Origin of the sequence: Pseudomonas sp. Sample_9, assembly GCF_004307535.1 — a bacterium.
GTDB lineage: Bacteria > Pseudomonadota > Gammaproteobacteria > Pseudomonadales > Pseudomonadaceae > Aquipseudomonas > Aquipseudomonas mercuritolerans.
Map to the genome: position 1 here is coordinate 1 of NZ_RAZO01000459.1, position 23,749 is coordinate 23,749.

General features: G+C 62.4%; 13 protein-coding genes. 4 read left to right on the plus strand and 9 right to left on the minus strand.

Going from position 1 to position 23,749, the window contains the following annotated elements; translation table 11 throughout:
- The 8 genes from D6877_RS26100 to D6877_RS26135 form a co-directional block, all read right to left on the minus strand.
- Positions 1 to 197: pyrimidine/purine nucleoside phosphorylase (locus D6877_RS26100; RefSeq protein WP_130912573.1), on the minus strand; the 197-nt coding region annotated here is incomplete at its 3' end.
- A gap of 71 nt (positions 198 to 268) precedes the next feature.
- Entirely contained in the window at positions 269 to 811 is a 543-nt protein-coding gene (locus tag D6877_RS26105) for an exonuclease domain-containing protein (protein WP_130912574.1), read from the minus strand.
- 70 nt (positions 812 to 881) lie between these two features.
- Complete coding sequence (locus D6877_RS26110) at positions 882 to 2,843, minus strand: acetyl/propionyl/methylcrotonyl-CoA carboxylase subunit alpha (RefSeq protein WP_130912575.1); 1,962 nt, start codon at positions 2,841 to 2,843, stop codon at positions 882 to 884.
- 118 nt (positions 2,844 to 2,961) lie between these two features.
- Positions 2,962 to 3,759, minus strand: a complete 798-nt coding sequence (locus tag D6877_RS26115) for an enoyl-CoA hydratase-related protein (protein WP_130912576.1) — start codon at positions 3,757 to 3,759, stop codon at positions 2,962 to 2,964.
- The gene (gene atuD / locus D6877_RS26120; RefSeq protein WP_130912577.1) at positions 3,756 to 4,913 is read right to left on the minus strand and encodes a citronellyl-CoA dehydrogenase; all 1,158 of its coding nucleotides are present in this window, start codon (positions 4,911 to 4,913) and stop codon (positions 3,756 to 3,758) included. Before atuD ends, D6877_RS26115 begins: the two co-directional genes overlap by 4 nt.
- A gap of 27 nt (positions 4,914 to 4,940) precedes the next feature.
- On the minus strand, positions 4,941 to 6,557 hold the full coding sequence (gene atuC / locus D6877_RS26125; protein WP_130912578.1) for a geranyl-CoA carboxylase subunit beta: 1,617 nt from the start codon (positions 6,555 to 6,557) through the stop codon (positions 4,941 to 4,943).
- Positions 6,558 to 6,560: 3 nt separating this feature from the next.
- On the minus strand, positions 6,561 to 7,445 hold the full coding sequence (locus tag D6877_RS26130) for an SDR family oxidoreductase (protein ID WP_130912579.1): 885 nt from the start codon (positions 7,443 to 7,445) through the stop codon (positions 6,561 to 6,563).
- 12 nt (positions 7,446 to 7,457) lie between these two features.
- Positions 7,458 to 9,242 (minus strand): acyclic terpene utilization AtuA family protein, encoded by a 1,785-nt coding sequence (locus tag D6877_RS26135; protein ID WP_130912580.1) that lies wholly within the window; start codon positions 9,240 to 9,242, stop codon positions 7,458 to 7,460.
- 184 nt (positions 9,243 to 9,426) lie between these two features.
- Here D6877_RS26135 and D6877_RS26140 point away from each other — a divergent pair, with 184 nt between their 5' ends.
- The 3 genes from D6877_RS26140 (at position 9,427) to D6877_RS26150 (ending at position 12,040) form a co-directional block, all read left to right on the plus strand.
- Positions 9,427 to 10,050, plus strand: a complete 624-nt coding sequence (locus tag D6877_RS26140; RefSeq protein WP_016770820.1) for a TetR/AcrR family transcriptional regulator — start codon at positions 9,427 to 9,429, stop codon at positions 10,048 to 10,050.
- A 93-nt stretch (positions 10,051 to 10,143) separates the two neighbouring features.
- Entirely contained in the window at positions 10,144 to 10,941 is a 798-nt protein-coding gene (locus D6877_RS26145; protein WP_130912581.1) for a transporter substrate-binding domain-containing protein, read from the plus strand.
- Between the two features lie 85 nt (positions 10,942 to 11,026).
- A complete protein-coding gene (locus tag D6877_RS26150) occupies positions 11,027 to 12,040 on the plus strand; it encodes a GNAT family N-acetyltransferase (protein ID WP_130912582.1) in 1,014 nt (337 codons plus the stop codon).
- Positions 12,041 to 12,149: 109 nt separating this feature from the next.
- Here the strand turns inward: D6877_RS26150 and D6877_RS26155 are convergent, their stop codons facing one another.
- Positions 12,150 to 12,704 carry an RNA polymerase factor sigma-70 gene (locus D6877_RS26155; protein WP_008088195.1) on the minus strand — a complete coding sequence of 185 codons (555 nt, stop codon included), beginning with the start codon at positions 12,702 to 12,704 and terminating at the stop codon, positions 12,150 to 12,152.
- A 370-nt stretch (positions 12,705 to 13,074) separates the two neighbouring features.
- On the opposite strand from D6877_RS26155, the gene D6877_RS26160 reads away from it, so the two are divergent.
- Positions 13,075 to 23,749 (plus strand): non-ribosomal peptide synthase/polyketide synthase (locus D6877_RS26160; RefSeq protein ID WP_130912602.1); only part of this gene is annotated, 10,675 nt, incomplete at its 3' end.

Here is a 23,749-nt window from a genome sequence, read left to right on the forward strand (position 1 = left end):
GCGGCGAAGGTTTCCCAGTCGCTGCTGTCTGGCAGTTTTACGCTCAGCGCGCCGGACACCACGTGCATGATCTCGCGCTGGCTGGTGCCGAATTCGTATTCGCCCGGGGCCATGACGCCAATGGTCGCCGGACCTTCAGCGGTGCCAAAGGCGATCGACTTGACGGTGCCGTCGAAGTACTCGTTGACTTTAAACATGGGCGGATTCCTCGAAAAGGGCTTAAAAGGGGGCGGCCAGTATGCACAAGGCTTTTCGCGCCGTCACGCGCCTATAGCGGCAGAACCAATGGCAACAACCGTGCAGTATTGCGGGCATCTTCCAGTGCTCGATGTTGTTGCCCGGAAAACTGCATGCCTGCCAGCTGCAACGCGGCGTTGAGCCCCAGTGGTCGCTCCAGGCGCCGGGCCTTGGCGAAGCGCTGTTTGAGGTTCATGTGCGGGACTTTGCTCAGGCGGCTGTCGATGTGCAGACGCTGCCACTCCTGCAGCAATTGCTGGCGATCGTAACCGCCCCAACTGGCCCAGCCTTCAAGGCGAGCCTGATGCTGCGCCAGCCAACGCTCAAAGGCCGGCCAGACTTCGCTCAGCGGTTGCGCCGAATCGATGTTGGCTTGGGTGATGTGTGTCAGCTCCCGACAGAACGGCGTCAGCAATGGCCGGCGGGTCGGTTTGACGAAGCGCTGGAAGTGACCCTGCTCGCGCCCGGCGCGGTCGACCAGGGTCGCACCGATCTCGATAATTTCCATTTCCGTGACCGGCCAGCCACCCTCGTCTGTGGTGGCTTCCAGATCTATGACCAGCCAATGGGGCATCGCAGGGTTCCTGATTTCCGCGTTCTGATTTATCAGAGCGTAGTCAAACCCCGCGCTTGTGCCCGGGCGACTACTCGACCTGCAACAGAACCTGACGATTTTTTACCTGATCGCCGACCTTCACTTGCACCCGTTTGAGCACGCCATCGATGCCGGCCTTCAACGGATGCTCCATTTTCATTGCCTCCAGTACCACCAGCAATTGACCCTTGCTGACCATACTGCCTTCGCTGACCAGCACATCGACAATGGCACCGTCCATCGGGGCTTTCAGGATGCCGGAGGCGACGCTGGTCTGACTGTCGATCGGCGCATGAGTTCGATCCTCCAGGCGCAGGCTGCCCGGATGGGTGAACAGCCAAAGCTGCCGATCGTGCAGACGATAGGCATGGCGCTGGCGCAGACCGTCGACTTCGAGGGTGATCGATTGCGCAGCGTGCTCAATGACTTTCACCGCCACAGTGCTTTCGCCAGCCTGCACGACCAACTCGCCGGGTTTGCGCGCCAGCACCGACAGCGTCCAGTCCTGCTCGTCACTGCCGAGTCGATAGTGCAACGGCACGCTAGCGTTGTTGCGCCAGCCATTCAATGGGGCGCGATGCGGTAGGGCGCTGGCCTGATAGAACAACACCACGGCAATCGCCAACTGCTCCGCCGTCGGCACAAATGGGTTAAGGCAGGCATGGCTGGAAAAATGTTGCTGGATGAAAGCGGTGCTGAAATCGCCACTGATGAACTGCGGATGTTGCAGCAGGCCTTCGAGTAAGCGTTGATTGCTCTGCACGCCAAGCATCACGGTGTCCTGCACCGCTCGCAACAATATGCGTCGCGCCTCTTCGCGGGTTGCGCCGTGTGCGATCAGTTTGCCCAGCAGCGGGTCGTAGAACGGGCTGACCGACTGGCCTTCAAGCAGACCGTGATCGATGCGCGCACCGTGATCCGAAGCCGGTTGCCATGCGGCAATTCGGCCGGTTTGCGGAAGAAAATCCGCAGCGGGATCTTCAGCGTAGAGGCGTACTTCCATGGCGTGACCGTCGAGACGGATCTGCTCCTGCGTCAGCGGCAGCGGCTGGCCCTCGGCAACCAGCAACTGCCACGCGACCAGATCCAGCCCGGTGATCAATTCCGTCACCGGGTGTTCGACCTGCAGACGGGTGTTCATCTCCAGAAAGTAGAACTGCCCGCGTGCGTCAAGCAGGAACTCCACGGTGCCGGCGCCGACGTAATCCACCGCGCGTCCGGCCTTGAGTGCTGCTTCGCCCATGGCCTTGCGCAGCTCGGCGGTCATCACCGGGCAGGGCGCTTCTTCGATGACTTTCTGATGGCGGCGCTGGATGGAACAATCGCGTTCGCCGAGGTAGACCAGATTGCCGTGCTGGTCGCCGAACAGCTGTACTTCAACATGGCGTGGCTCGATCAACGCCTGCTCGAGAATCAACTCGTCGCTACCGAAACCGTTCAGTGCTTCGGAACGAGCGGTGCGCAGTTGCGCCGGCAGGTCGCTGGGCTCGTGCACCAGGCGCATGCCGCGCCCACCACCACCGGCGCTGGCCTTGATCATCAGCGGATAACCGATGCGCTCGGCTTCGGCCAGCAGCGTCGCGTCGTCCTGCGCTGCGCCTTGATAGCCGGCAATGCATGGCACGCCGGCGTCGAGCATGGCGATTTTCGACAGGCGTTTGCTGCCCATCAGCTCGATCGCTTCGACGCTGGGGCCGATGAAAACCAGCCCGGCTTCGGCGCAGGCGCGGGCGAAATCAGCGTTTTCCGAGAGGAAGCCGTAGCCCGGGTGAATCGCGTCGGCGCCGCTGCGGCGGGCGGCGTCGAGGATCGCCGCAATGTTGAGGTACGACTGCTGCACCGGCGCCGGGCCGATGTGCACGGCCTGATCGGCCATTTGTACATGCAGCGCATCGGCGTCGGCGTCGCTGAACACGGCGACGGTGCGATAACCCAGCGCCTGCGCCGTGCGCTGGATGCGGCAGGCGATTTCACCGCGGTTGGCGATCAGGATTTTGTGGAGGGTGGGCATGGGCTATTTCCTCAGAAGTTGCGTCGCAGGTGCTGGCCTCTTCGCGAGCAAGCTCGCTCCCACAGAGATTTGTAAGTGATCCAGATCCAATGTGGGAGCGAGCTTGCTCGCGAAGCTTTCAGATAGCCCACCGCGGTTTACGCTTTTGCATAAAGGCCAAGGTGCCTTCGATCCCTTCGTCTCCAGTCACTGCCGCGCTGAACCACTGCGCCGCCTCATCAAGCAACTCACTCGACGGCTGTCCGGCACTCGCCAGCAACAATGCTTTGGTCGCGGCATTCGCTTCGGGTGCGCAGCGCAGCACCTGTTGCAGGACCTCATCCAATCGCTCGGCCAGCGCCTGGGCATCCTGTTCAACGAAATGCACCAGCCCCAATCGCTGCGCCTCGGCGCCATCGAAACGCGCCGCCGTCAGCGCGAGCCGGCGGGTTTCGGTCAAGCCGATCCGTTGCACCACAAACGGTGCGATTTGCGCCGGGATCAGGCCGAGGCTGGTTTCCGGCAAGCCGAACTGCGCCTTGTGATCACTAATCGCAACATCGCTGACGCAGGCCAGGCCGAAGCCACCGCCGAGCACGGCGCCTTGCAACACGCAGATCAGCACTTGCGGCGTGTGTTGGGCTTGTTCCAGTAACGCACCGAACACCCGGTTCAACTCGCGGTAAGCATCCGCCCCCTGAGCCCGTGCGTTGGCCATGTCCTTGATGTCGCCGCCGGCGCAAAAATGCCCGCCGGCACCGCTGAGCACCAAGGCCCGCACTGTGCGGTCATCGCGTATCGCCGCCAGCACCGCGCGCAGTTCGGCGACCATTTGCAGGCTCATCGCGTTGCGGCTGTCCGGGCGGTTGAGGGTGATGTGCAGCACGCCGCCATGCAGTTCCAGCAACAGCGTCTGGCAATCGGGCAGGGGGCTCATTTCTTTTTCCCCGGCAGGATGCCCATCAGTTTGCAGATGATCCCCAGCATGATCTCGTCGGCGCCGCCGCCAATCGATACCAGACGCACATCGCGATAGGCGCGGGCCACCGGGTTGTCCCACATGAAGCCCATGCCGCCCCAATATTGCAGGCAGCTGTCGCTGACTTCACGGCCGAGGCGTCCGGCCTTGAGCTTGGCCATCGACGCCAGGCGCGTGACGTCCTGACCTTTGATGTACTGCTCGGTGGCCTGATAGACCAGTGCGCGCAGGCATTCGATTTCGGTCTGCAATTCGGCGAGGCGGAAGTGGATCACCTGGTTGTCGATCAGCGCGTTGCCGAAGGTCTTGCGTTCCTTGCAGTACTCGATGGTGCTGTCGATGCAATATTCCAGGCCCTTGATCATGTTCGCCGCGCCGAACAGGCGTTCTTCCTGGAACTGCAGCATCTGCATCATGAACCCGGCGCCTTCATGGCCGATGCGGTTGCGCTGCGGCACGCGCACGTTGTCGAAGAACACCTGCGCGGTTTCCGAACTGCGCATGCCGAGCTTGTCCAGGTGCGAGCTGAGGCTGATCCCCGGGGTGTTCATCGGCACCATGATCAGCGACTTGTTGATGTGCGGCTTGTCGTCCGAAGTGTTGGCGAGCAGGCAGATGAAATCAGCGCTCGGCGAGTTGGTGATCCACATCTTGCTGCCGTTGATCACGTAGTCATCGCCGTCCTTGCGCGCGGTGGTTTTCAGCCCGGCGACATCGGAGCCGGCGCCGACTTCGGAAACGCCGATGCAACCGACCTGTTCGCCAGTGATGGCCGGACGCAGGAATTCTTCGCGCAGTTCGTCGGAGCCGAAGCGGGCGAGGGCGGGTGTGCACATGTCGGTCTGTACGCCGATCGACATCGGAATGCCGCCGCAATGGATGGTGCCGAACTCTTCGGCGGCGACGATCGAATAGCTGTAGTCGAGGCCCATGCCGCCGAATTTTTCCGGCTTGGAAATGCCCAGCAGACCCAGGCCGCCGGCCTTGCGGAAAATCTCATGGATCGGAAAGCGCCCGGCCTTTTCCCATTCTTCGACGTGCGGGTTGATCTCGTGCGTGACGAACTGGCGGACGGTGCGGCGCAGGGCTTCGTGTTCCGGGGTGAAGATCATTGTTGTTCTCCGTAGGATCCGTGGCGGTCAGAAGCGGCTGACGCCGAAGCTGTTGGGTTGCAGCGTGCGCATGTCGGCTTCGTGGCAGATATCCAGCAAGTAACCGAGCAGGGTGCGGGTGTCGCGCGGGTCGATCAGGCCGTCGTCCCACAGGTTGGCGCTGCCGTACAGTGCGGTGGACTGGCTGTCGAGTTTCTGCGCGGTCATCTGTTCGAGCATGTCGAGCATTTTCGGATCAGGCTCGATGCCGTCCTTGAGCTGTTTGGCTTCGGTAACGATGCGCAAGACCTTGCCGGCCTGTGCGCCGCCCATTACTGCCGTGCGGCTGTTGGGCCAGGCGAAGATGAAGCGCGGATCGAGCCCGCGCCCGCACATGGCGTAGTTGCCGGCGCCGTAGGAACCGCCGACGACAATGGTCAGTTTCGGCACCCGTGCGTTGGCCACCGCCTGGATCAGTTTCGAGCCGTGCTTGATCACGCCCTGCTGTTCCGATTCGGTGCCGACCATGAAACCCGTGGTGTTGTGGAAAAACAGCAGCGGCGTCTGGCTCTGGTCGCACAACTGGATGAACTGCGCCGCCTTGCTCGCACCTTGCGGGGTGATCGGGCCGTTGTTGCCAATGAAGCCGCAGGCGCGGCCCTGGATTTTCAGTTGGCCGCAAAGGGTTTGCTGGTCGAACTCGCCTTTGAATTCGAGAAAGTCCGATTCATCGGCAATCCGCGCGATGATTTCGCGCACGTCGTAGGGCTTTTTTGCATCGTCGGGGATCAGCCCGAGCAGTTCGTCGATGGGGTAGAGCGGTTCTTTGAATTGCGGCTGCGGCAGCCACGGCAGCTGCTCGTTCCAGGGCAACATGCGCATGATCTCGCGGACCTGGCGTAAGCCGTCAGCGTCGTTTTCGGCGAGATATTCGGCAGTGCCCGCGACCTGCGCGTGCATTTCGGCGCCACCGAGTTCTTCATCGCTGGCCACTTCGCCGGTCGCCGCTTTGAGCAATGGCGGGCCGGCGAGAAACAGCTTGGCCTTGCCGCGCACCACCACTACGTAATCCGATAACCCCGGTTGATAGGCGCCGCCTGCGGTGGCCGAGCCGTGTACCACGGTGATCTGCGGCAAACCCATGGCTGACATGCGCGCCTGATTGGCGAAACTGCGCGCGCCTTCGACAAAAATCTCCGCCGCGTAGTTGAGATTGGCACCGCCGCTTTCGGCGAGGGTGATCATCGGCAGTTTGTTTTCCCGCGCGATCTGTTGCAGGCGCAGGGATTTTTTCAGGCCGCTCGGCGAGATCGTGCCGCCCTTGATTGCGCTGTTGTTGGCGACCACCATCGCGCGGATGCCGCAGACATAACCGATGCCGGCAATCAGCCCGCCACCGGCCGAACTGCCGTCCTTGTCGTCATGCAACTTGTAGCCGGCGAGGCTGGCCAGTTCGAGGAACGGCGCGCCGGGGTCGAGCAAAAGGTTCAGGCGTTCGCGGGGCAACAGTTGCCCGCGTTTGCTGAATTTGTCTTTGGCTTCGGCGGCCTTGTTCAACAGGTTCTGTTCGAGCTGCTGCACCTGCTCGATGGCGGCGAGCATGGCCGCGCGGTTGCGCGCGAATGTTTCGCTGTGCGGATCGAGTTGCGACTGAATCTGCGCCATGGCTTATTCCTTGTCCTTGAGCACGTCGGGACGCAACACTTCTGGTAAATACGCGCGGTGAAAACCATTGAACGATTCGCTGTGGCTGGCTTTGTGCAGCGGCCAGGCGCGACTGCCGAGGCTGGCGGCGCCGTCGATTTTCACCGTGGTGCCGCTGATGAATGCCGCCGCCGGGCTGAGCAGAAACACGATCGCCGCACTGACTTCCGATTCGGTGCCGATACGCTTGAGCGGCACATGCTCGCGCAGGGTCGGAATCACCGCTTTGAATGCGCCTTCGTAAGTGTCCATGCCGCTGGACGCAATCCAGCCCGGCGCCACGGCGTTGACCCGGACCCCGGCGTAACCCCACTCGAACGCAGCAGTCTTGGTGAAGTTGTCCATGCCCGAACGCGCGGCGCCCGAGTGGCCCATGCCGGGCATGCCGCCCCACATGTCAGCGAGCATGTTGACGATGCTGCCGCCGTGTTTGCTCATCGACTGATTGAACACTTCGCGGGCCATCAGAAAGCCGCCGACCAGGTTGGTGCGCAGCACGGTTTCGAAGCCCTTCTGATTGATCGAGGCCAAGGGCGACGGGTACTGGCCGCCGGCATTGTTGACCAGACCATGGATCGGCCCGTGTTCGGCGATCAGCTCTTTGACCAGTTGCTTGACCGCTTCTTCATCGCGGATATCGCAGGCCTTCCAGTGCACGCGGCCGCCGTCCTCGGTGATTTCGGCGGCGACCTTTTCGAGTTTTTCCGGCTTGCGCCCGACCAGCAGCACATTGGCGCCGAGCGCTGCCAGTTCATGGGCGGTGCAGCGACCGATGCCGCTGCCGCCACCGGTGACAATCAGGTTCTGGCCGCTGAACAGATCGGCGCGAAAAATCGACGCGTAAGCCATGCACACCATCCTCTAGTCGAGCTGTTCGGCGATGCTCTGCGGCACCGGGATATGGATTTCCAATAGTTGCTGGGCGAAGGCTTTGCCTTGCGGGTCGATGCGCAGACTGGCGACACCGCCACCGCCGAGGGCGTTTTCCAAAAGAAAGTTGAGGCTGTGGGTGCCGGGCAGATACCAGCGTTCGACGCGCCCGAGAAGCGGATCGAGGACGTGGCGCATCCAGTCGACCACCACCGAAGTGGTCAGCGCTTCGGCGATCCATGGCAGGTAATCGGGATGGCGAGGCATCACGCCGATGTTGCTGTGGTTGCCCTTGTCGCCGGAGCGCGCCACCGCCAGTTTCACCAGCGGCACACTGGCATCGGCGCGGCCCTGGGGTTTGGGTGGCTGATGGGCGAGCGGCAAATCTGCGCTGTCGAGGGCCACTGGGTCGGGGAGGGTGCACGGATGGCGCTCACCGGCCATGTCGATGTGCAGCGTGCAGGCATTTTTATCTATGAGAAATGAGAACAGGCGGATGACCGGGTACACGGTCGGACGTCCGCCGACAATGCCGGTCAGACCGGGCGCCATACCGGTCGCGGCCTGGGCGATCTCTTTGGAAAACAGCACCAGCGCGCGTTTGTCAGGATGGCGTACGGCGATTTTGATCACCACTTCACGGCTGTCGCGGCGCTGGCCGTGGGGGCCGTAGGTGGCTTCGCTGCCGAGCAGTTCGACATGGGTTTCGCTGTACGGCGCCCAGCCGCGCAGGCTGAACATCTCGGCGGTCTTGTCGATGATCGCCTGACTGACCCGCCGCGCCTTGTCCACCGCGTCGATGCCGGCCATCAGGCAACTGGCGGTGCAGCGAAAACCGTCCGGGTAGGTGGCGCTGACCTTGTATTTATCGCTGGGCGGCAGGCCTTTGGCACCGTGCACCTGCACGATATTTTTGCCTTGTTGCTGAAGTTTGACCTGAGTGAAATCGCAGATCACGTCGGGTAACAGATAGGCCTGCGGATCGCCGATTTCGTAGAGCATCTGCTCGCCGACGGTCAGCGGCGTGACCAGGCCGCCGGAGCCTTCGGTTTTGCTGACGAGGAACTGGCCATCGGCGCTGACCTCGACGATTGGAAAACCGATGTGCTCGTAATCCGGCACCTCGCGCCAGTCGGTGAAATTACCGCCGGTGCACTGCGCGCCGCATTCGATGATGTGCCCGGCCAGCGCGGCCTGGGCGAGTTTGTCGTAGTCGTGCCACGACCAACCGAACTCGTGCACCAGCGCCGCGCTGACCACGGCGCTGTCGACCACCCGGCCGGTGATGACAATGTCGGCACCCAGGCGCAAAGCTTCGACAATCCCCGGCGCGCCGAGGTAGGCGTTGGTCGACACGCACATGCGCGGAAGTGGCGCGCCGCTGAACATTTCGCGGATGTCGGCGGGGTTTTTGAGCTGTCCTTGCAAGTCGTCGCCGAGCAACACGGCAATCTTCAGCTGGACTCCAGCCTGGTCACAGGCCGCTTGCAGGGCCGCCGCGCAAGCCTGCGGATTGACCCCGCCGGCATTGCTGATCACGCGGATGTTCTGTTCGGCCAGTTGCGTCAGCAGCGGCGCCAGCACTTCAACGAAGTCACCCGCGAACCCGGCCTGCGGGTCTTTCAGGCGCGCGCCGGCCATCAGCGACATGGTGATCTCGGCCAGATAATCGAACACCAGATAATCCAGGTTTCCGCCGGAGACAAGCTGGGCGGCAGAAGTGGAGGTGTCGCCCCAAAAAGCACTGGCGCAGCCGATTCGCACGGTGGTTGGCATTTTTATCTCCGACTCAGGGACCTGCGACAGAAGTGTCTGGAGGCTACCAAGCAAGCGCTTGGTTTGTAAACAGGCGAAACATTCTTCTGCCCAAGCGCTTGCTTGGTGCCCGCGCGCGGCTTAAATTGCGCGCAACCCTGCGGTTACAGGGGGCAACACACTGATCGACTGTAGGAGAGAACGGGTGGACGAGCAAAAAGCCCTGCGGGTCATGCGCGAACTGGTCGACCAAGGCCAGTTGACCGACCCGGACAGCGCCCGCGGCAAATTGCTGCAAGTGGCGGCTCACCTGTTTCGCAACAAAGGCTACGAGCGCACCACGGTGCGTGATCTGGCCAGCGCTGTGGGCATTCAGTCGGGAAGCATTTTTCATCACTTCAAAAGCAAGGATGAAATTCTCCGCGCGGTGATGGAGGAAACCATCCGCTACAACACCGCGCTGATGCGCGCAGCCCTGGCCGAAGCCGGCGACGTGCGCGAGAAAGTGCTGGCGCTGATTCGCTGCGAATTGCAGTCGATCATGGGCGGCAGTGGCGAGGCGATGGCGGTGCTGGTGTACGAATGGCGCTCATTGTCCGAAGACGGCCAGGCTAAAGTCCTTGCTTTGCGTGACGTTTATGAAGACATCTGGCTGCAGGTTCTGGGCGAGGCCAAGGACGCCGGCTATATTCGCGGCGACGTTTTTATTACCCGACGTTTCCTTACCGGCGCACTGTCCTGGACCACCACCTGGTTCCGTGCCGGCGGCAGTTTGAGCCTCGATCAGCTCGCCGATGAAGCGCTGATTCTGGTCCTCGAAGCGCGTTGAACGGTTGTCGGACCGGCCGACAAACTGGCTAAGTCGGCGAAACCGCCTAGCTTGAATGCATTGATCGCTATTTTTTTCGGGGAGTGGGGTGTTTTGAAGTCTTCGCCAATTCGGACAGCCGCCGGGCTGATGCTCGCCGCGCTGGCTGCGTTATGGGTATTGCCCGCTCAGTCAGCGCAATTGGTCCGGGTCGGCGCCGCGCATTTCCCGCCCTATACGATTCGCCCGGAAAACGGCGCCGACACCGGCCTGTTGCCGCAATTGATCGAGGCGCTGAACCGCTCGCAGAGCGACTATCAGTTCGTCCTGGTGCCGACGTCGATCCCGCGCCGTTTCGGTGATTTCAAGCAGGGCCGCATCGATATGGCGATCTTCGAGAACCCCGAGTGGGGCTGGAAGGACATTCCCCACGACGACGTCGACATGGGCCTGGAAGACGCCGAGATTTTCGTCGCGCAACGCGAAGACGGCCGCCAGCAAAACTACTTCTCGAGCCTGTCGGGCAAACGTCTGGCGCTGTTCAGCGGTTATCACTACGAATTTGCCAACTTCAACGCCGACCCGAAATTCCTCGCGCACAACTACAACGCCACGCTGACCTATTCCCACGACAGCAACCTGCTGATGGTCCTGCGCGGGCGCGCCGACATTGCCCTGGTGACCCGTTCCTATCTGTTCGATTACCTGCTGCGCAACGAGAAGGTCCGCGACGAGCTGTTGGCTTCGCAGCGTACCGATCAGATCTATCACCATTACGCGATTCTGCGGCCAAGCGCTCCGATCACCGGCGACGCCTTCGGCAATCTGTTGCAGCGTCTGCGTGACAATGGCGAATTGCTGAAGATTTTCGAGCCTTACAAGATTGCCGTGGTGCCCGTGCCGCATCACTGAAGCGCTGTTTGCATCTCGCGCTTAAATTTCCCCTCCTGGCTCACGTCACTTCGTTGAACTGTCGACGATTACGTGAGCCCGACCCATGTCCAATCTGAATGACCTGACTGCCCTGGCGTTGCCCTCGGGCAGTCGCTTGATCGCTGATGCTACCGAGAGCCGCTTGAGCCTGAGCCTGGACGGGCAACCGCTGATTCGGCTGCGCCTGGACCGCGAGGCCAATGGCCCGATTCAGCTTGATGAACGTTTTGCCCTGCCGCCCGGGCAAGCCTTGTGGGCCGCCTGTTATTGGTTGTTCGCCCGTGACCCGGCGTGCCAGCAATTGACCTGGCAACTCGATCAGCCGCCGACCGAAGCCTTATTCAGTGGTTTGCTGATCAACACCGAAGTCGCCGGCGAGTATCGCTGCGAGCGCACGCTGTTCTGGCAACTGCCGCAGCCGTGGCTGGGCACTTCACTGACCGGCAGCTATCCGCAGCAAATGGTCATCAGCCACGGCAAGCGCCATCCGCTGCGACCGGTGAAGCCGCGCGGTGAAGTCTATCGGCGTTTCGATGCGCGGCTCGGCGCGTGGATTTCCTTGCGAACGCTGGAAATCGAGGAAGATCTGTCGCGCTTCAATCGCTGGCAGAACAGCCCGCGCGTGGCGAGTTTCTGGCAGGAGGAGGGCAGCCTTGAGCAGCATCGCGAATATCTCAGCAAGCTCGATGGCGATCCGCACACATTGACGCTGATTGGCTGTTTCGATGATCAGCCGTTCGCTTATTTCGAAGCCTACTGGGCCAAGGAAGATCGTATCGCGCCGTTCTATGATGCCGACGATTACGACCGTGGCATTCACATGCTGGTCGGCGAGGAGAGTCATCGCGGCCCGCACAAAGTGGCGAGCTGGTTATCGGCACTGGTGCATTACCTGTTTCTCGATGATCCACGCACCCAGCGCGTGGTCGCCGAGCCACGTGCCGACAACGCGAAGATGATCGGACATATGCACAACCAGTGCTTTCACTGCGAGAAGGAATTCGATTTTCCGCACAAGCGCGCGGCATTGATGATTCTGGGGCGGGAGCGGTTTTTTGATCGGTGCAAGCTGGCCTGATACCGCATCAAGCAAAAAGATCGCAGCCTTTGGCAGCTCCTACAGAGGAATGCATTCTCATGTAGGAGCTGCCGAAGGCTGCGATCTTTTTTGATCAGACGACGCGGTCTCAGCGACGACCCGCAATCACCGCATCCCGCCGACTGCCCGAGACCTTGCGACAGTGCACCAGCGCATCACGAATCATGAAGTTGACCAGGGTGGGCGATACGCCCAGTTCCTTGGCGATGTCTTTCTGCGGCACGCCGTGCAAGCGGTACATCTCGAAGGCATAGCGGGTGCGGCTGGGCAGTTCGGTCAGCGCATCGGCGATGTGTTCGAGGGTCGAGAAGTTGATGTGCGAAGTTTCCGGCGAAGCGCCCTGAATCACCACGTTCAAGCCTTCCTCTTCCGGGCCTGAGTATTTTTGTTCGAGCGCCTGCTTGCGGTAGTGATCGATGGCGAGGTTGCGCACGATCTGGAACAGGTAGCTCAGTTGAGCCTTGATCGACGACGTGATCGGCGGCGCCGATTGCAGTCGGAAAAACGCATCCTGAACCACGTCTTCGGCACGAGACCGGCAGCCGGTAATGCGGGCTGCAATCTTGACCAGAATCAGTCGATTGTCGACGAATGCCTGAAGTAGCGGTGAATCGCACCTGCTTGTGGATACTTGTTCCGTCATGGAAATCACCTTGCTGCCAATAGGTTAGTGGGAGGGCCTCGGGGGACGGCGCCGTCCTACACATCGAGCGACAAATTATGTTGAATGATAATGATTGTCAAATGAGAAAGAGAGGTATTGCTGTAAGGCGATGTGTTTTGCCAACTGCGACACGCCGCCGCACCCCGGCCCCGCTGGACGTCGCACCTGCCGACTAATTATTTCCCCACTCCATCCGTTCTCATTGGTGAATGGCCCGGGTGCAGATCCCCGGCCTCAGCGCATTCCGATGCCTTGCGCGGTCGGCACAGACCGCGCCCCGCGCGCCTCTCGAGAGGTGTGACGCAGCCACCCGATTCCACTTGCAAGCCGAATTCAGGCAGGAAACCTCATGACCGACGCGTTCGAACTCCCCAGCACCCTGGTCCATGCCCTCAAGCGTCGCGCGGCCCTGACGCCGGACCGACTGGCCTTGCGTTTTCTCGCCGAAAACCCGGAGCAGGCTGTGGTGCTCAGCTATCGCGAACTCGATCAACGCGCGCGCACCATCGCCGCTGCGTTGCAGGCTCAGGCTGGATTCGGTGAGCGTGCGGTGCTGCTGTTTCCCAGTGGCGCGGATTACGTCGCGGCGTTTTTCGGTTGCCTGTATGCCGGTGTGATTGCGGTGCCGGCCTATCCGCCGGAATCCGCGCGTCGTCATCATCAGGAGCGTTTGCTGTCGATCATCGCCGACGCCGAGCCCAAGCTGTTGCTGACCAGCGCCGACCTGCGCGATGCCTTGCAACAAATCGACGGCGCGCCGCCGCTGTTGTGCGTCGACACCCTCGACAGCGCACTGGCCGAACGCTGGGTTGAGCCGAGCCTGCCGCCCGAGCACATCGCCTTTCTGCAATACACTTCCGGCTCCACCGCGCTGCCCAAGGGTGTGCAGGTCAGCCATGGCAATCTGGTCGCCAACGAACTGCTGATCCGTCGCGGCTTCGGCATCGATGTGAACCCGGACGACGTCATCGTCAGCTGGTTGCCGCTGTACCACGACATGGGGCTGATCGGTGGTCTGCTGCAACCGATTTTCAGCGGCGTGCCGTGCATTCTGATGTCGCCGGCGTACTTCCTCGGCCGGCCGTTGCGCTGGCTGGAAGCGATTGCCGAGTACGGCGGCACCATCAGCGGCGGCCCGGATTTCGCCTATCGCTTGTGCAGTGAGCGGGTCAGCGAATCGGCCCTTGAGCGCCTCGATCTGAGTCGATGGCGCGTGGCCTATTCCGGCTCCGAGCCGATCCGCCTCGACACCCTCGAGCGCTTCGCGGAAAAATTCGCCGCCTGCGGTTTCAGCGAAAACAGTTTCATGGCCTCGTACGGTCTGGCCGAGGCCACCCTGTATGTCGCCGGAACACCGCGCGGCGCCGGCATCCCGGCACTGCGCGTGGACGATCAGGCGCTGGCGCAAAACCGCGCCGAGCCGGGCGACGGCAGCGCGATCATGAGCTGCGGCATCAGCCAGCCTGAGCACGCGGTGCTGATTGTCGAACCGAATACCCTCGAAGAACTCGCCGACAACGCCGTCGGCGAAGTCTGGGCCGCCGGCCCGAGCATCGCCCACGGTTACTGGCGCAACCCCGAAGCCAGCGCCAAGACCTTCGTGCAGCACGCCGGCCGCACCTGGTTGCGCACCGGCGACCTGGGTTTTATCCGTGCGGGCGAGTTGTTCGTCACCGGGCGCCTGAAAGACATGCTCATCGTCCGCGGACACAACCTCTATCCGCAGGACATCGAGCAGACTGTCGAGCGCGAAGTCGAAGTGGTGCGCAAGGGCCGCGTGGCGGCGTTCGCGGTCACTTACAACGGCGAAGAGGGCATCGGCATTGCTGCGGAAATCAGCCGCAGCGTGCAGAAAATCCTCGCGCCAGATGCGCTGATCAAAGCCATTCGCCAAGCCGTGGCCGAGGCGTATCAGGAGGCGCCAAGCGTGGTGGTGCTGCTCAATCCGGGCGCGTTGCCGAAAACCTCCAGCGGCAAACTGCAGCGCTCGGCGTGCCGCAACCGTCTGGCTGATGGCAGCCTCGACAGTTACGCGCTGTTTCCTTCGATCACAGCGGCAACGGAAAACGCGACCAGCAGCACTTCGGATCTCGAAACGGTGATCGGGCAAATCTGGGCCGAGCAACTCAACGTCAAACAGATCAACGCCGACGATCACTTCTTCCTGCTCGGCGGCAACTCGATCGCCGCGACGCAAGTGGTCGCGCGGGTTCGCGAAGCACTCGGTGTCGAGCTGAGCCTGCGCCTGCTGTTCGAAGCGCCAACCCTCTCCGCTTTCGCCGCCGCTGTGGCGCAGCTAAAACAGGACGGCGGCAGCGCTCAAGGTCCGATCAGCACCTTGTCGCGCAGCGAGCCGATGCCGCAGTCGCTGGCACAAAACCGTCTGTGGATCACTTGGCAACTCGACCCGCACAGTAGCGCCTACAACATTCCCGGCGGCCTGCGCTTGCGTGGCGAACTGGATGAAGACGCCCTGCGCGCCAGCTTCCAGCAACTGATCGAACGCCACGAATCTTTGCGCACACGTTTCTTCGAGCGCGACGGCGTGGCATTGCAGCAAGTGCTCGCTGATGCCGAATTCAACCTGCAACTGATCGACATCAGCGACCTGCCAATGGCCGAGCGTGAAGCCCGTGCCGAGCAGATTCGCGAAGACGAGGCGCGCACTCGGTTCGATCTGGAAAAAGGCCCTTTGCTGGCGGTGACACTGGTGCGTCTCGATGACGAAGAACATCAACTGCTGGTGACCCTGCACCACATCATCGCTGACGGCTGGTCGCTGAATATCCTCCTCGACGAATTCTCGCGTCTCTACGCGGCGGCAACCCAAGGTGCGCCGGCGACACTGGCAGCGCTGCCCACGCAATACGCCGATTACGGCAACTGGCAGCGGCAATGGTTGGCGCAAGGCGAGGGCGAGCGGCAACTGGCGTACTGGAAAGCGCAGTTGGGCGAAGAACATCCGCCATTGGAACTGGCCACCGATCACCCGCGCTCGGCCAGACACAACCACAGCGCCGCACGCTACAACGTGCGCTTGAGTAGCAAACTCAGCGAGGCGATCCGCCAGACCGCGCAGGCTCACGAAGCCACGCCGTTCATGCTTCTGCTCGCTGCGTTGCAAAGTTTGCTGCACCGCTACAGCGGTCAGCGCGACATTCGCATCGGCGTGCCCAACGCCAACCGTCCGCGCCTGGAAACCCAAAGCCTGATCGGCTTCTTCATCAATACCCAAGTGTTGCGTGCGCAAATCGATTCGCGCCTGACATTTGCCGAGTTGCTGAACCAGACCCGCCAAGCCGCACTCGGCGCCCAGGCCCATCAGGATCTGCCCTTCGAACAATTGCTTGAAGCTTTCCCGCAGGCCCGCGAACAGGGACTGTTCCAGGTCATGTTCAACCATCAGCAGCGCGACCTCAGTGCACTCAAGCGCCTGCCCGGTCTGCTCGCCGAAGAACTGCCGTGGCACAGCCGCGAGGCCAAGTTCGATCTGCAATTGCACAGCGAAGAGGATCGCAACGGCCGCCTGAGCTTGGCGTTCGACTACGCCAGCGAACTGTTCGATGCCACGACCATCGAGCGTCTGGCCGAGCATTTCCATAATCTGCTCAGCGAGGTCTGCGAACAGCCAAAGCAGGCCATCGGCGATCTGCGCTTGCTGACCGCCAGCGAGCAGAATCAGCAGAAGGACTGGAGCGTCGCTCCGTGCACCCCGGCGCAACACTGGCTGCCGGAACTGCTCGAGCAACAATTGCGCAACACCCCGCAACGCACCGCACTGGTTTGGGACGGCGGTAGTCTGGATTTTGCCGAGCTGCACGCGCAAGCCAACCGCCTCGCCCATTACCTGCGCGACAAGGGCGTTGGCCCGGACGTGTGCGTGGCCATTGCCGCCGAGCGTTCGCCGCAACTGCTGATCGCTCTGCTGGCGATCATCAAGGCCGGCGGCGCCTCTGTGCCGCTTGATCCGGATTATCCGGCCGAGCGTCTCGCGTACATGCTCCGCGACAGCGGCGTCGAACTGCTCCTGACCCAGACGCAATTGCTCGAGCGTCTGCCGGCCAGCGATGGCGTCAGCGTGATCGCCATGGATGCGCTGCACCTGGATAAATGGCCGAGCCAGGCACCGGGACTGCGACTGCACGGCGACAACCTCGCCTACGTGATTTACACATCGGGTTCCACCGGGCAACCGAAAGGGGTCGGCAACACCCACGCCGCGCTGGCCGAGCGCCTGCAATGGATGCAGGACACTTACCGTCTCGACGAAACCGACGTGCTGATGCAAAAAGCGCCGATCAGTTTCGACGTCTCGGTGTGGGAATGCTTCTGGCCGCTGATCACCGGCGCGCGTCTGCTGCTTGCCGCCCCCGGCGAGCACCGCGACCCGCATCGCATCGCGCAACTGGTCCAGCAATACGGCGTGACCACGCTGCACTTCGTCCCGCCGCTGCTGGCGCTGTTCATCGACGAGCCGCTGAGTGCCGAATGCACCAGCCTGCGCCGGCTGTTTTCCGGCGGTGAAGCCTTGCCCGCCGAGCTGCGCAACCGGGTACTGGCGCAATTGCCAGCGGTGCAATTGCACAACCGTTACGGGCCGACTGAAACCGCAATCAACGTCACTCATTGGCACTGCACAACTGTCGATGGTGAGCGCTCGCCGATTGGCCGGCCGCTGGGCAATGTGGTCTGCCGCATTCTCGATGCCGATCTCAATCCAGTGCCGGCGGGCGTGCCGGGCGAGTTGTGCATCAGCGGCATCGGTCTGGCGCGTGGTTATCTGGGGCGTCCGGCGTTGACCGCCGAGCGTTTTGTTGTCGATCCACTGGGCGAGCAGGGTGCCCGTTTGTACCGCACCGGCGACCGTGCGCGCTGGTCCTCGGATGGCGTGATCGAATATCTCGGCCGTCTCGATCAGCAGGTCAAACTGCGCGGCTTTCGCGTCGAACCGGAAGAAATCCAGGCGCGACTGCTGGCGCAAAATGGCGTCGCCCAGGCCGTGGTGCTGGTGCGCGAAACCGCTGCCGGTGGGCAACTGATCGGCTACTTCACGGCGAGCGATGCGCATGAAAATGCCGAGCAACAAATCGCTCGACTGAACAACGCTTTGGTCGCTGAGCTGCCGGAATACATGGTCCCGGCGCAACTGCTGCGCCTCGACGCGATGCCGCTGAGCCCCAGCGGCAAACTCGACCGCCGCGCCTTGCCCGAACCGCAATGGCAGGTGCGTGAACACGTCGAACCGGTCAGCGAACTGGAGCAACAAATCGCCGCGATCTGGCGCGAAGTGCTGGGTCTGAAGCAGATCGGCCTGCGCGACGATTTCTTTGCTCTCGGCGGTCACTCGCTGCTGGCCACGCAAATCATTTCGCGCACACGTCAGGCCTGTGACGTCGAACTGCCGCTGCGCACACTGTTCGAGCACAGCAAACTGGGCGATTACGCCGAACAGATCCGCCTGATCCAGGCCAGCGGCCGCACCAACCAACAGCTGCCGATCGGCACAGTCGACCGCAGCCAAGCGGTGCCTCTGTCCTATTCGCAGCAGCGCATGTGGTTCCTCTGGCAGATGGAACCGGACAGCCCGGCCTACAACGTCGGCGGCATGGCGCGCTTGCGCGGCGCGCTGCATGTCGAGCATTTCGAGGCGGCGTTGCAGGCGCTGATCCTGCGCCACGAAACCCTGCGCACTACATTCCCCAGCGTTGACGGTGTTGCCCGCCAACAGGTGCATGCCGAGACCGGCGTGCGCATGGGCTGGAAGGATTTCTCCAGCCTGCCGGCAGAAGTCCGGGAGCTACAAGTCCAGCAACTGGCCGATGCAGAAGCGCACCAGCCGTTCGATCTGGAAGCCGGACCGCTGCTGCGCGCCTGCCTGGTCAAGACTGCCGAGCACGAGCATTACTTCGTCCTGACCCTGCACCACATCGTCACCGAAGGCTGGGCGATGGACATCTTTGCCCGTGAACTCAGTGCGCTGTATGAAGCGTTCGTCGATGAGCGCGAATCACCGCTCGAGCCGCTGCCGGTGCAATACCTCGACTACAGCATCTGGCAGCGTCAGTGGCTGGAGTCCGGCGAGCGCCAGCGCCAGCTCGATTACTGGACCGCGCAGCTCGGTCGCGAACATCCGCTGCTGGAACTGCCCGGCGACCGTCCCCGTCCGCCGGTACAGAGCCATCAGGGCGAGCTGTTCCGTTTCGATCTGAGCGACGATCTCGCTGCGCGGGTGCGGGCGTTCAATGCGCAAAACGGCCTGACCCTGTTCATGACCATGACCGCCGCGCTCGCCACATTGCTCTACCGCTACAGCGGCCAGACCGACCTGCGCATCGGCGCGCCGGTGGCCAACCGCATCCGCCCGGAAAGCGAAGGGCTGATCGGGGCGTTCCTCAACACCCAGGTGCTGCGTTGCCAGCTCGACGGGCAGATGTCGGTCGGCGAACTGTTCGAGCAGGTGCGCCACACCGTGATCGAAGGCCAGTCCCATCAGGATCTGCCGTTCGATCATTTGGTCGAAGCCTTGCAGCCGCCACGCAGTGCGGCCTACAACCCGCTGTTCCAGGTGATGTGCAACGTGCAGCGCTGGGAATTCCAGCAGAGCCGCACCCTCGCTGGGATGACTGTCGAGTATCTGGCCAACGATGCGCGGGCGACCAAGTTCGACCTCAATCTGGAAGTCACCGACCTCGACCATCGCCTCGGCTGCTGCCTGACTTACAGCACCGATCTGTTCGACGAACCGACCATCGAACGCATGGCCAGGCATTGGCGCAACCTGCTTGAAGCGTTGATCGCTGATCCGCAGCAACGCCTCAGCGAACTGCCGTTGCTCGACAACACCGAGCAACAGCACCTGCTCGACAGCCTTGGCGTCGAGCCGGGCGAACATCGTCTCGACCAGTGCATCCATCATCTGTTTGCCGAACAGGCACTGGCGCGCAAAGACGCGCCGGCGCTGACCTTCGCCGGGCAGACCCTGAGCTACGCCGAACTCGATGCCCGGGCCAATCGTCTGGCCTGGGCGCTGCGTGAACGTGGGGTCGGCCCGCAGGTGCGGGTGGGGCTGGCGCTGGAGCGTTCGCTGGAAATGGTCATCGGCCTGCTGGCGATTCTCAAGGCTGGCGGCGCCTATGTGCCGCTGGATCCGGAGTACCCGCTGGATCGTCTGCATTACATGATCGAAGACAGCCGCATCGGTCTGCTGCTCAGCGATCGGGCGATGTTCCAGGCCCTGGGTGACTTGCCGTCAGACGTGGCGCGCTGGTGTCTGGAAGACGACAGCCCGGGATTGGCCGACTACCCGGCCAGCGAGTTGCCGTTTATCAGCCTGCCGCAGCATCAGGCCTACCTGATTTACACCTCGGGCTCGACCGGCAAACCAAAAGGCGTGGTGGTCTCCCACGGCGAAATTGCCATGCACTGCCGGGCCGTGATCGAACGCTTCGGCATGCGCCCGGACGACTGTGAACTGCATTTCTATTCGATCAACTTCGACGCCGCCACCGAACGTTTGCTGGTGCCGCTGCTCAGCGGTGCGCAGGTGGTGCTGCGGGCGCAAGGGCAGTGGGACGCGGAAGAAATCTGCGGCTTGATTCGTGCGCATCGGATCAACGTCCTCGGCTTCACGCCGAGCTACGGCAGCCAGTTGGCGCAGTTCCTTGCCACGCAGAATGAAGTCCTGCCGGTGCGGATGATCATCACCGGCGGTGAAGCGCTGACCGGCGAGCATCTACAGCGCATCCGCGCGGCGTTCCAGCCAGCGCTGTTCTTCAACGCCTACGGCCCGACTGAAACCGTGGTCATGCCGCTGGCCAGTCTGGCGCCGCAGGTGCTGGAAGAGGGCGCTGGCAGTGTGCCGATCGGCAGTGTGATCGGGGCGCGAGTCGCGTACATTCTCGACGCCGATCTGGCCTTGGTGCCGCAAGGTGCGACCGGTGAATTGTTTGTCGGCGGCGCCGGTCTGGCTCAGGCCTATCACGACCGCCCGGGCATCAGCGCCGAGCGTTTTGTCGCTGACCCGTTTGCCGCTGATGGCGGGCGCATGTATCGCACCGGCGACTTGGTGCGCCAGCGTGCCGATGGTCTGGTCGAGTATCTGGGGCGGATCGACCATCAAGTGAAAATCCGTGGCTTCCGCATCGAACTGGGCGAAATCGAAACGCGCCTGCTCGATCATCCTTCGGTCCGCGAAGCAGTGGTGCTGGCGCTGGATGCGCCGAGTGGCAAGCAGTTGGTGGGTTACCTCGTTACCGATGTCGCCGGACACGGCGAAGCGCAACAGGCTGAACTGCGCGAAGCGCTCAAGTCGCACCTCAAGGCGCAACTGCCGGACTACATGGTGCCGACCCAACTGATGCTGCTGGCAAGCATGCCGCTGACCGCCAACGGCAAACTCGACCGCCGCGCCTTGCCGGCGCCCGATCCCGAGTTGAATCGTCAGGACTACGTTGCGCCAAGTAACGAGCTGGAGCAGACCCTGGCGCAGATTTGGTGCGATGTGCTTAACGTCAGGCAGGTCGGCCTCAACGATAACTTCTTCGAACTCGGCGGCGACTCGATTCTGTCGATTCAGGTGGTCAGCCGCGCGCGTCAGCAGGGCATTCACTTCAGCCCGCGCGACCTGTTCCAGCACCAGACCGTGCAGACGCTCGCCGCCGTTGCCAGTCGCACCCAGCAAGTGACTGCCGAGCAAGGTTTGGTGGTCGGCGAGTCGCGTCTGACGCCGATTCAGCACTGGTTCTTCGATACGGACATTCCCCAGCGCCAGCACTGGAATCAGGCGCTGTTGCTGGAACCGACCGCGCGCCTCGAGCCGCAACGATTGCAGCAAGCCTTGCTGGCCGTGATCGAGCAGCACGATGCGCTGCGTCTGCGTTTCACTGAAACCGATGATGCATGGCAAGCGACGCATCAAGCGCTGACGAATGAGGATGTGCTCTGGCAATTCAGCGTCGATTCGCTGGACCGGTGCGAAGCCCTGTTCGCCGACGCGCAACGCAGTCTGCATCTGCACAACGGCCCATTACTGCGCGCAGTGCTGGTCGATGTAGCGAATGATCAGCAACGTCTGTTTATCGCCATCCACCACTTGGTGGTCGACGGTGTGTCGTGGCGCGTGCTGCTGGATGATCTGCAAACCGCCTATCGCCAGCTCGACGCTGCGCAGCCGCTGAAACTGCCGGCGAAAACCAGCGCCTTCAAGGACTGGGCCGCGCGTTTGCAGGCCTACGCCGGCAGCGAATCCCTGCGCGAAGAACTCGGTTGGTGGCAAGCACAACTGGCCGGGCCGAGCGCTGATCTGCCTTGCGAAAATCCGCAGGGCGGCAGGCAGAATCGTCATGCGCAAACCGTCAGCGTACGCCTCGATACCGAGCGCACCCGGCAGTTGCTGCAACAGGCACCGAGCGCTTATCGCACTCAGGTCAACGACCTGCTGTTGACCGCGCTGGCTCGGGTGCTGTGCCGCTGGAGCGGCCAGCCCTCGGCACTGATTCAACTGGAAGGCCACGGTCGCGAAACCCTGTTCGACGAGATCGACCTGACCCGCACCGTCGGTTGGTTCACCAGCGCTTATCCGCTGCGCCTGACTCCGCACAATGTCGAAGAGGCCGCCGGGCAGGGCGCTTCGATCAAGGCGATCAAAGAACAATTGCGCGCCGTTCCGCATAAAGGTCTCGGTTATGGCGTGTTGCGTTATCTGGCTGATGACGGCTGCCGCCAGAACATGGCCGCGCTGCCGCAGGCGCAGGTCACCTTCAACTACCTCGGCCAGTTCGACCAGAGCTTCGGCAGCGATGCGCTGTTCCGTCCTCTCGATGAGCCAATCGGTGCTGCCCACGATCCGCAGGCGCCGTTGCCCAACGAGCTGAGTGTCGACAGTCAGGTTTACGGTGGAGAACTGCTGCTGCGCTGGACTTTCAGTGCCGAGCGTTACGGGGCGCAAACCATTAACGATCTGGCCGCCGCCTACCTCGGTGAGTTGCAAAGCCTGATAGCCCATTGTCTAAAAGACGAGGCCGGCGGCCTGACACCATCGGACTTCCCACTGGCGAAACTGACTCAGGCACAACTCGACGCCTTGCCGGTGCCGGCCGCGCATATCGAAGATGTCTATCCGCTGACGCCGATGCAGGAAGGCATGCTCCTGCACACACTGCTCGAACCGGGCACCGGTCTGTACTACATGCAGGATCGATATCGCATCAACAGCGAGCTCGACCCCGAGCGTTTCGCCCAGGCCTGGCAAGCGGTGGTCGCTCGTCATGAAGCATTGCGCGCTTCGTTCTGCTGGAACGTTGGCGAAGACATGCTGCAAGTGATTCACACGCCGGGGCGCACGCCGATCGAGTATCTGGACTGGAGCGCGGTCGCCGAAACCGAGCAGGAGCCACAGCTGCAAGCGCTGCTGAAAAGCGAGCGCGAATCCGGGTTCGATCTGCTCAATCAGGCGCCGTTTCACCTGCGCCTGATCAAAGTCGGCGCGGCGCGTTACTGGTTCATGATGAGCAACCACCACATCCTCATCGACGCTTGGTGCCGTTCGCTGCTGATGAACGACTTCTTCGAGATCTATACCGCCCTCGGTGAAGGTCGCGAAGCGCAGTTGAGCGTGCCGCCGCGTTATCGCGATTACATCGGCTGGCTGCAACGCCAGAACCTGGCCGAGGCGCGGCAGTGGTGGCGGCAGAATCTGCAAGGCTTCGAGCGCACCACGCCGATCCCGAGCGACCGCCCGTTCCTGCGCGAACATGCCGGTGAAAGCGGCGGCATGATCGTCGGCGACCGTTACACCCGCCTCAATGTCGAGGACGGCGCACGGCTGCGGGAACTGGCGCAGGCACATCAACTGACCGTCAACACCTTCGCCCAGGCTGCGTGGGCATTAGTCCTGCGACGCCTGAGCGGCGATCGCGACGTGCTCTTCGGCGTCACCGTGGCCGGGCGGCCGGTGGACATGCCGGAAATGCAACGCACCGTCGGCCTGTTCATCAACAGCATCGCCCTGCGCGTGAAGATGCCTG

Excerpts from the sequence above, each read along its gene's own strand:
- D6877_RS26105 (WP_130912574.1), bottom strand. The coding sequence starts at position 811 with ATGCCCCATTGGCTGGTCATAGATCTGGAAGCCACCACAGACGAGGGT.
- D6877_RS26110 (WP_130912575.1), bottom strand. The coding sequence starts at position 2,843 with ATGCCCACCCTCCACAAAATCCTGATCGCCAACCGCGGTGAAATCGCC.
- D6877_RS26115 (WP_130912576.1), bottom strand. The coding sequence starts at position 3,759 with ATGAGCCCCCTGCCCGATTGCCAGACGCTGTTGCTGGAACTGCATGGC.
- atuD (WP_130912577.1), bottom strand. The coding sequence starts at position 4,913 with ATGATCTTCACCCCGGAACACGAAGCCCTGCGCCGCACCGTCCGCCAG.
- atuC (WP_130912578.1), bottom strand. The coding sequence starts at position 6,557 with ATGGCGCAGATTCAGTCGCAACTCGATCCGCACAGCGAAACATTCGCG.
- D6877_RS26130 (WP_130912579.1), bottom strand. The coding sequence starts at position 7,445 with ATGGCTTACGCGTCGATTTTTCGCGCCGATCTGTTCAGCGGCCAGAAC.
- D6877_RS26135 (WP_130912580.1), bottom strand. The coding sequence starts at position 9,242 with ATGCCAACCACCGTGCGAATCGGCTGCGCCAGTGCTTTTTGGGGCGAC.
- D6877_RS26150 (WP_130912582.1), top strand. The coding sequence starts at position 11,027 with ATGTCCAATCTGAATGACCTGACTGCCCTGGCGTTGCCCTCGGGCAGT.
- D6877_RS26155 (WP_008088195.1), bottom strand. The coding sequence starts at position 12,704 with ATGACGGAACAAGTATCCACAAGCAGGTGCGATTCACCGCTACTTCAG.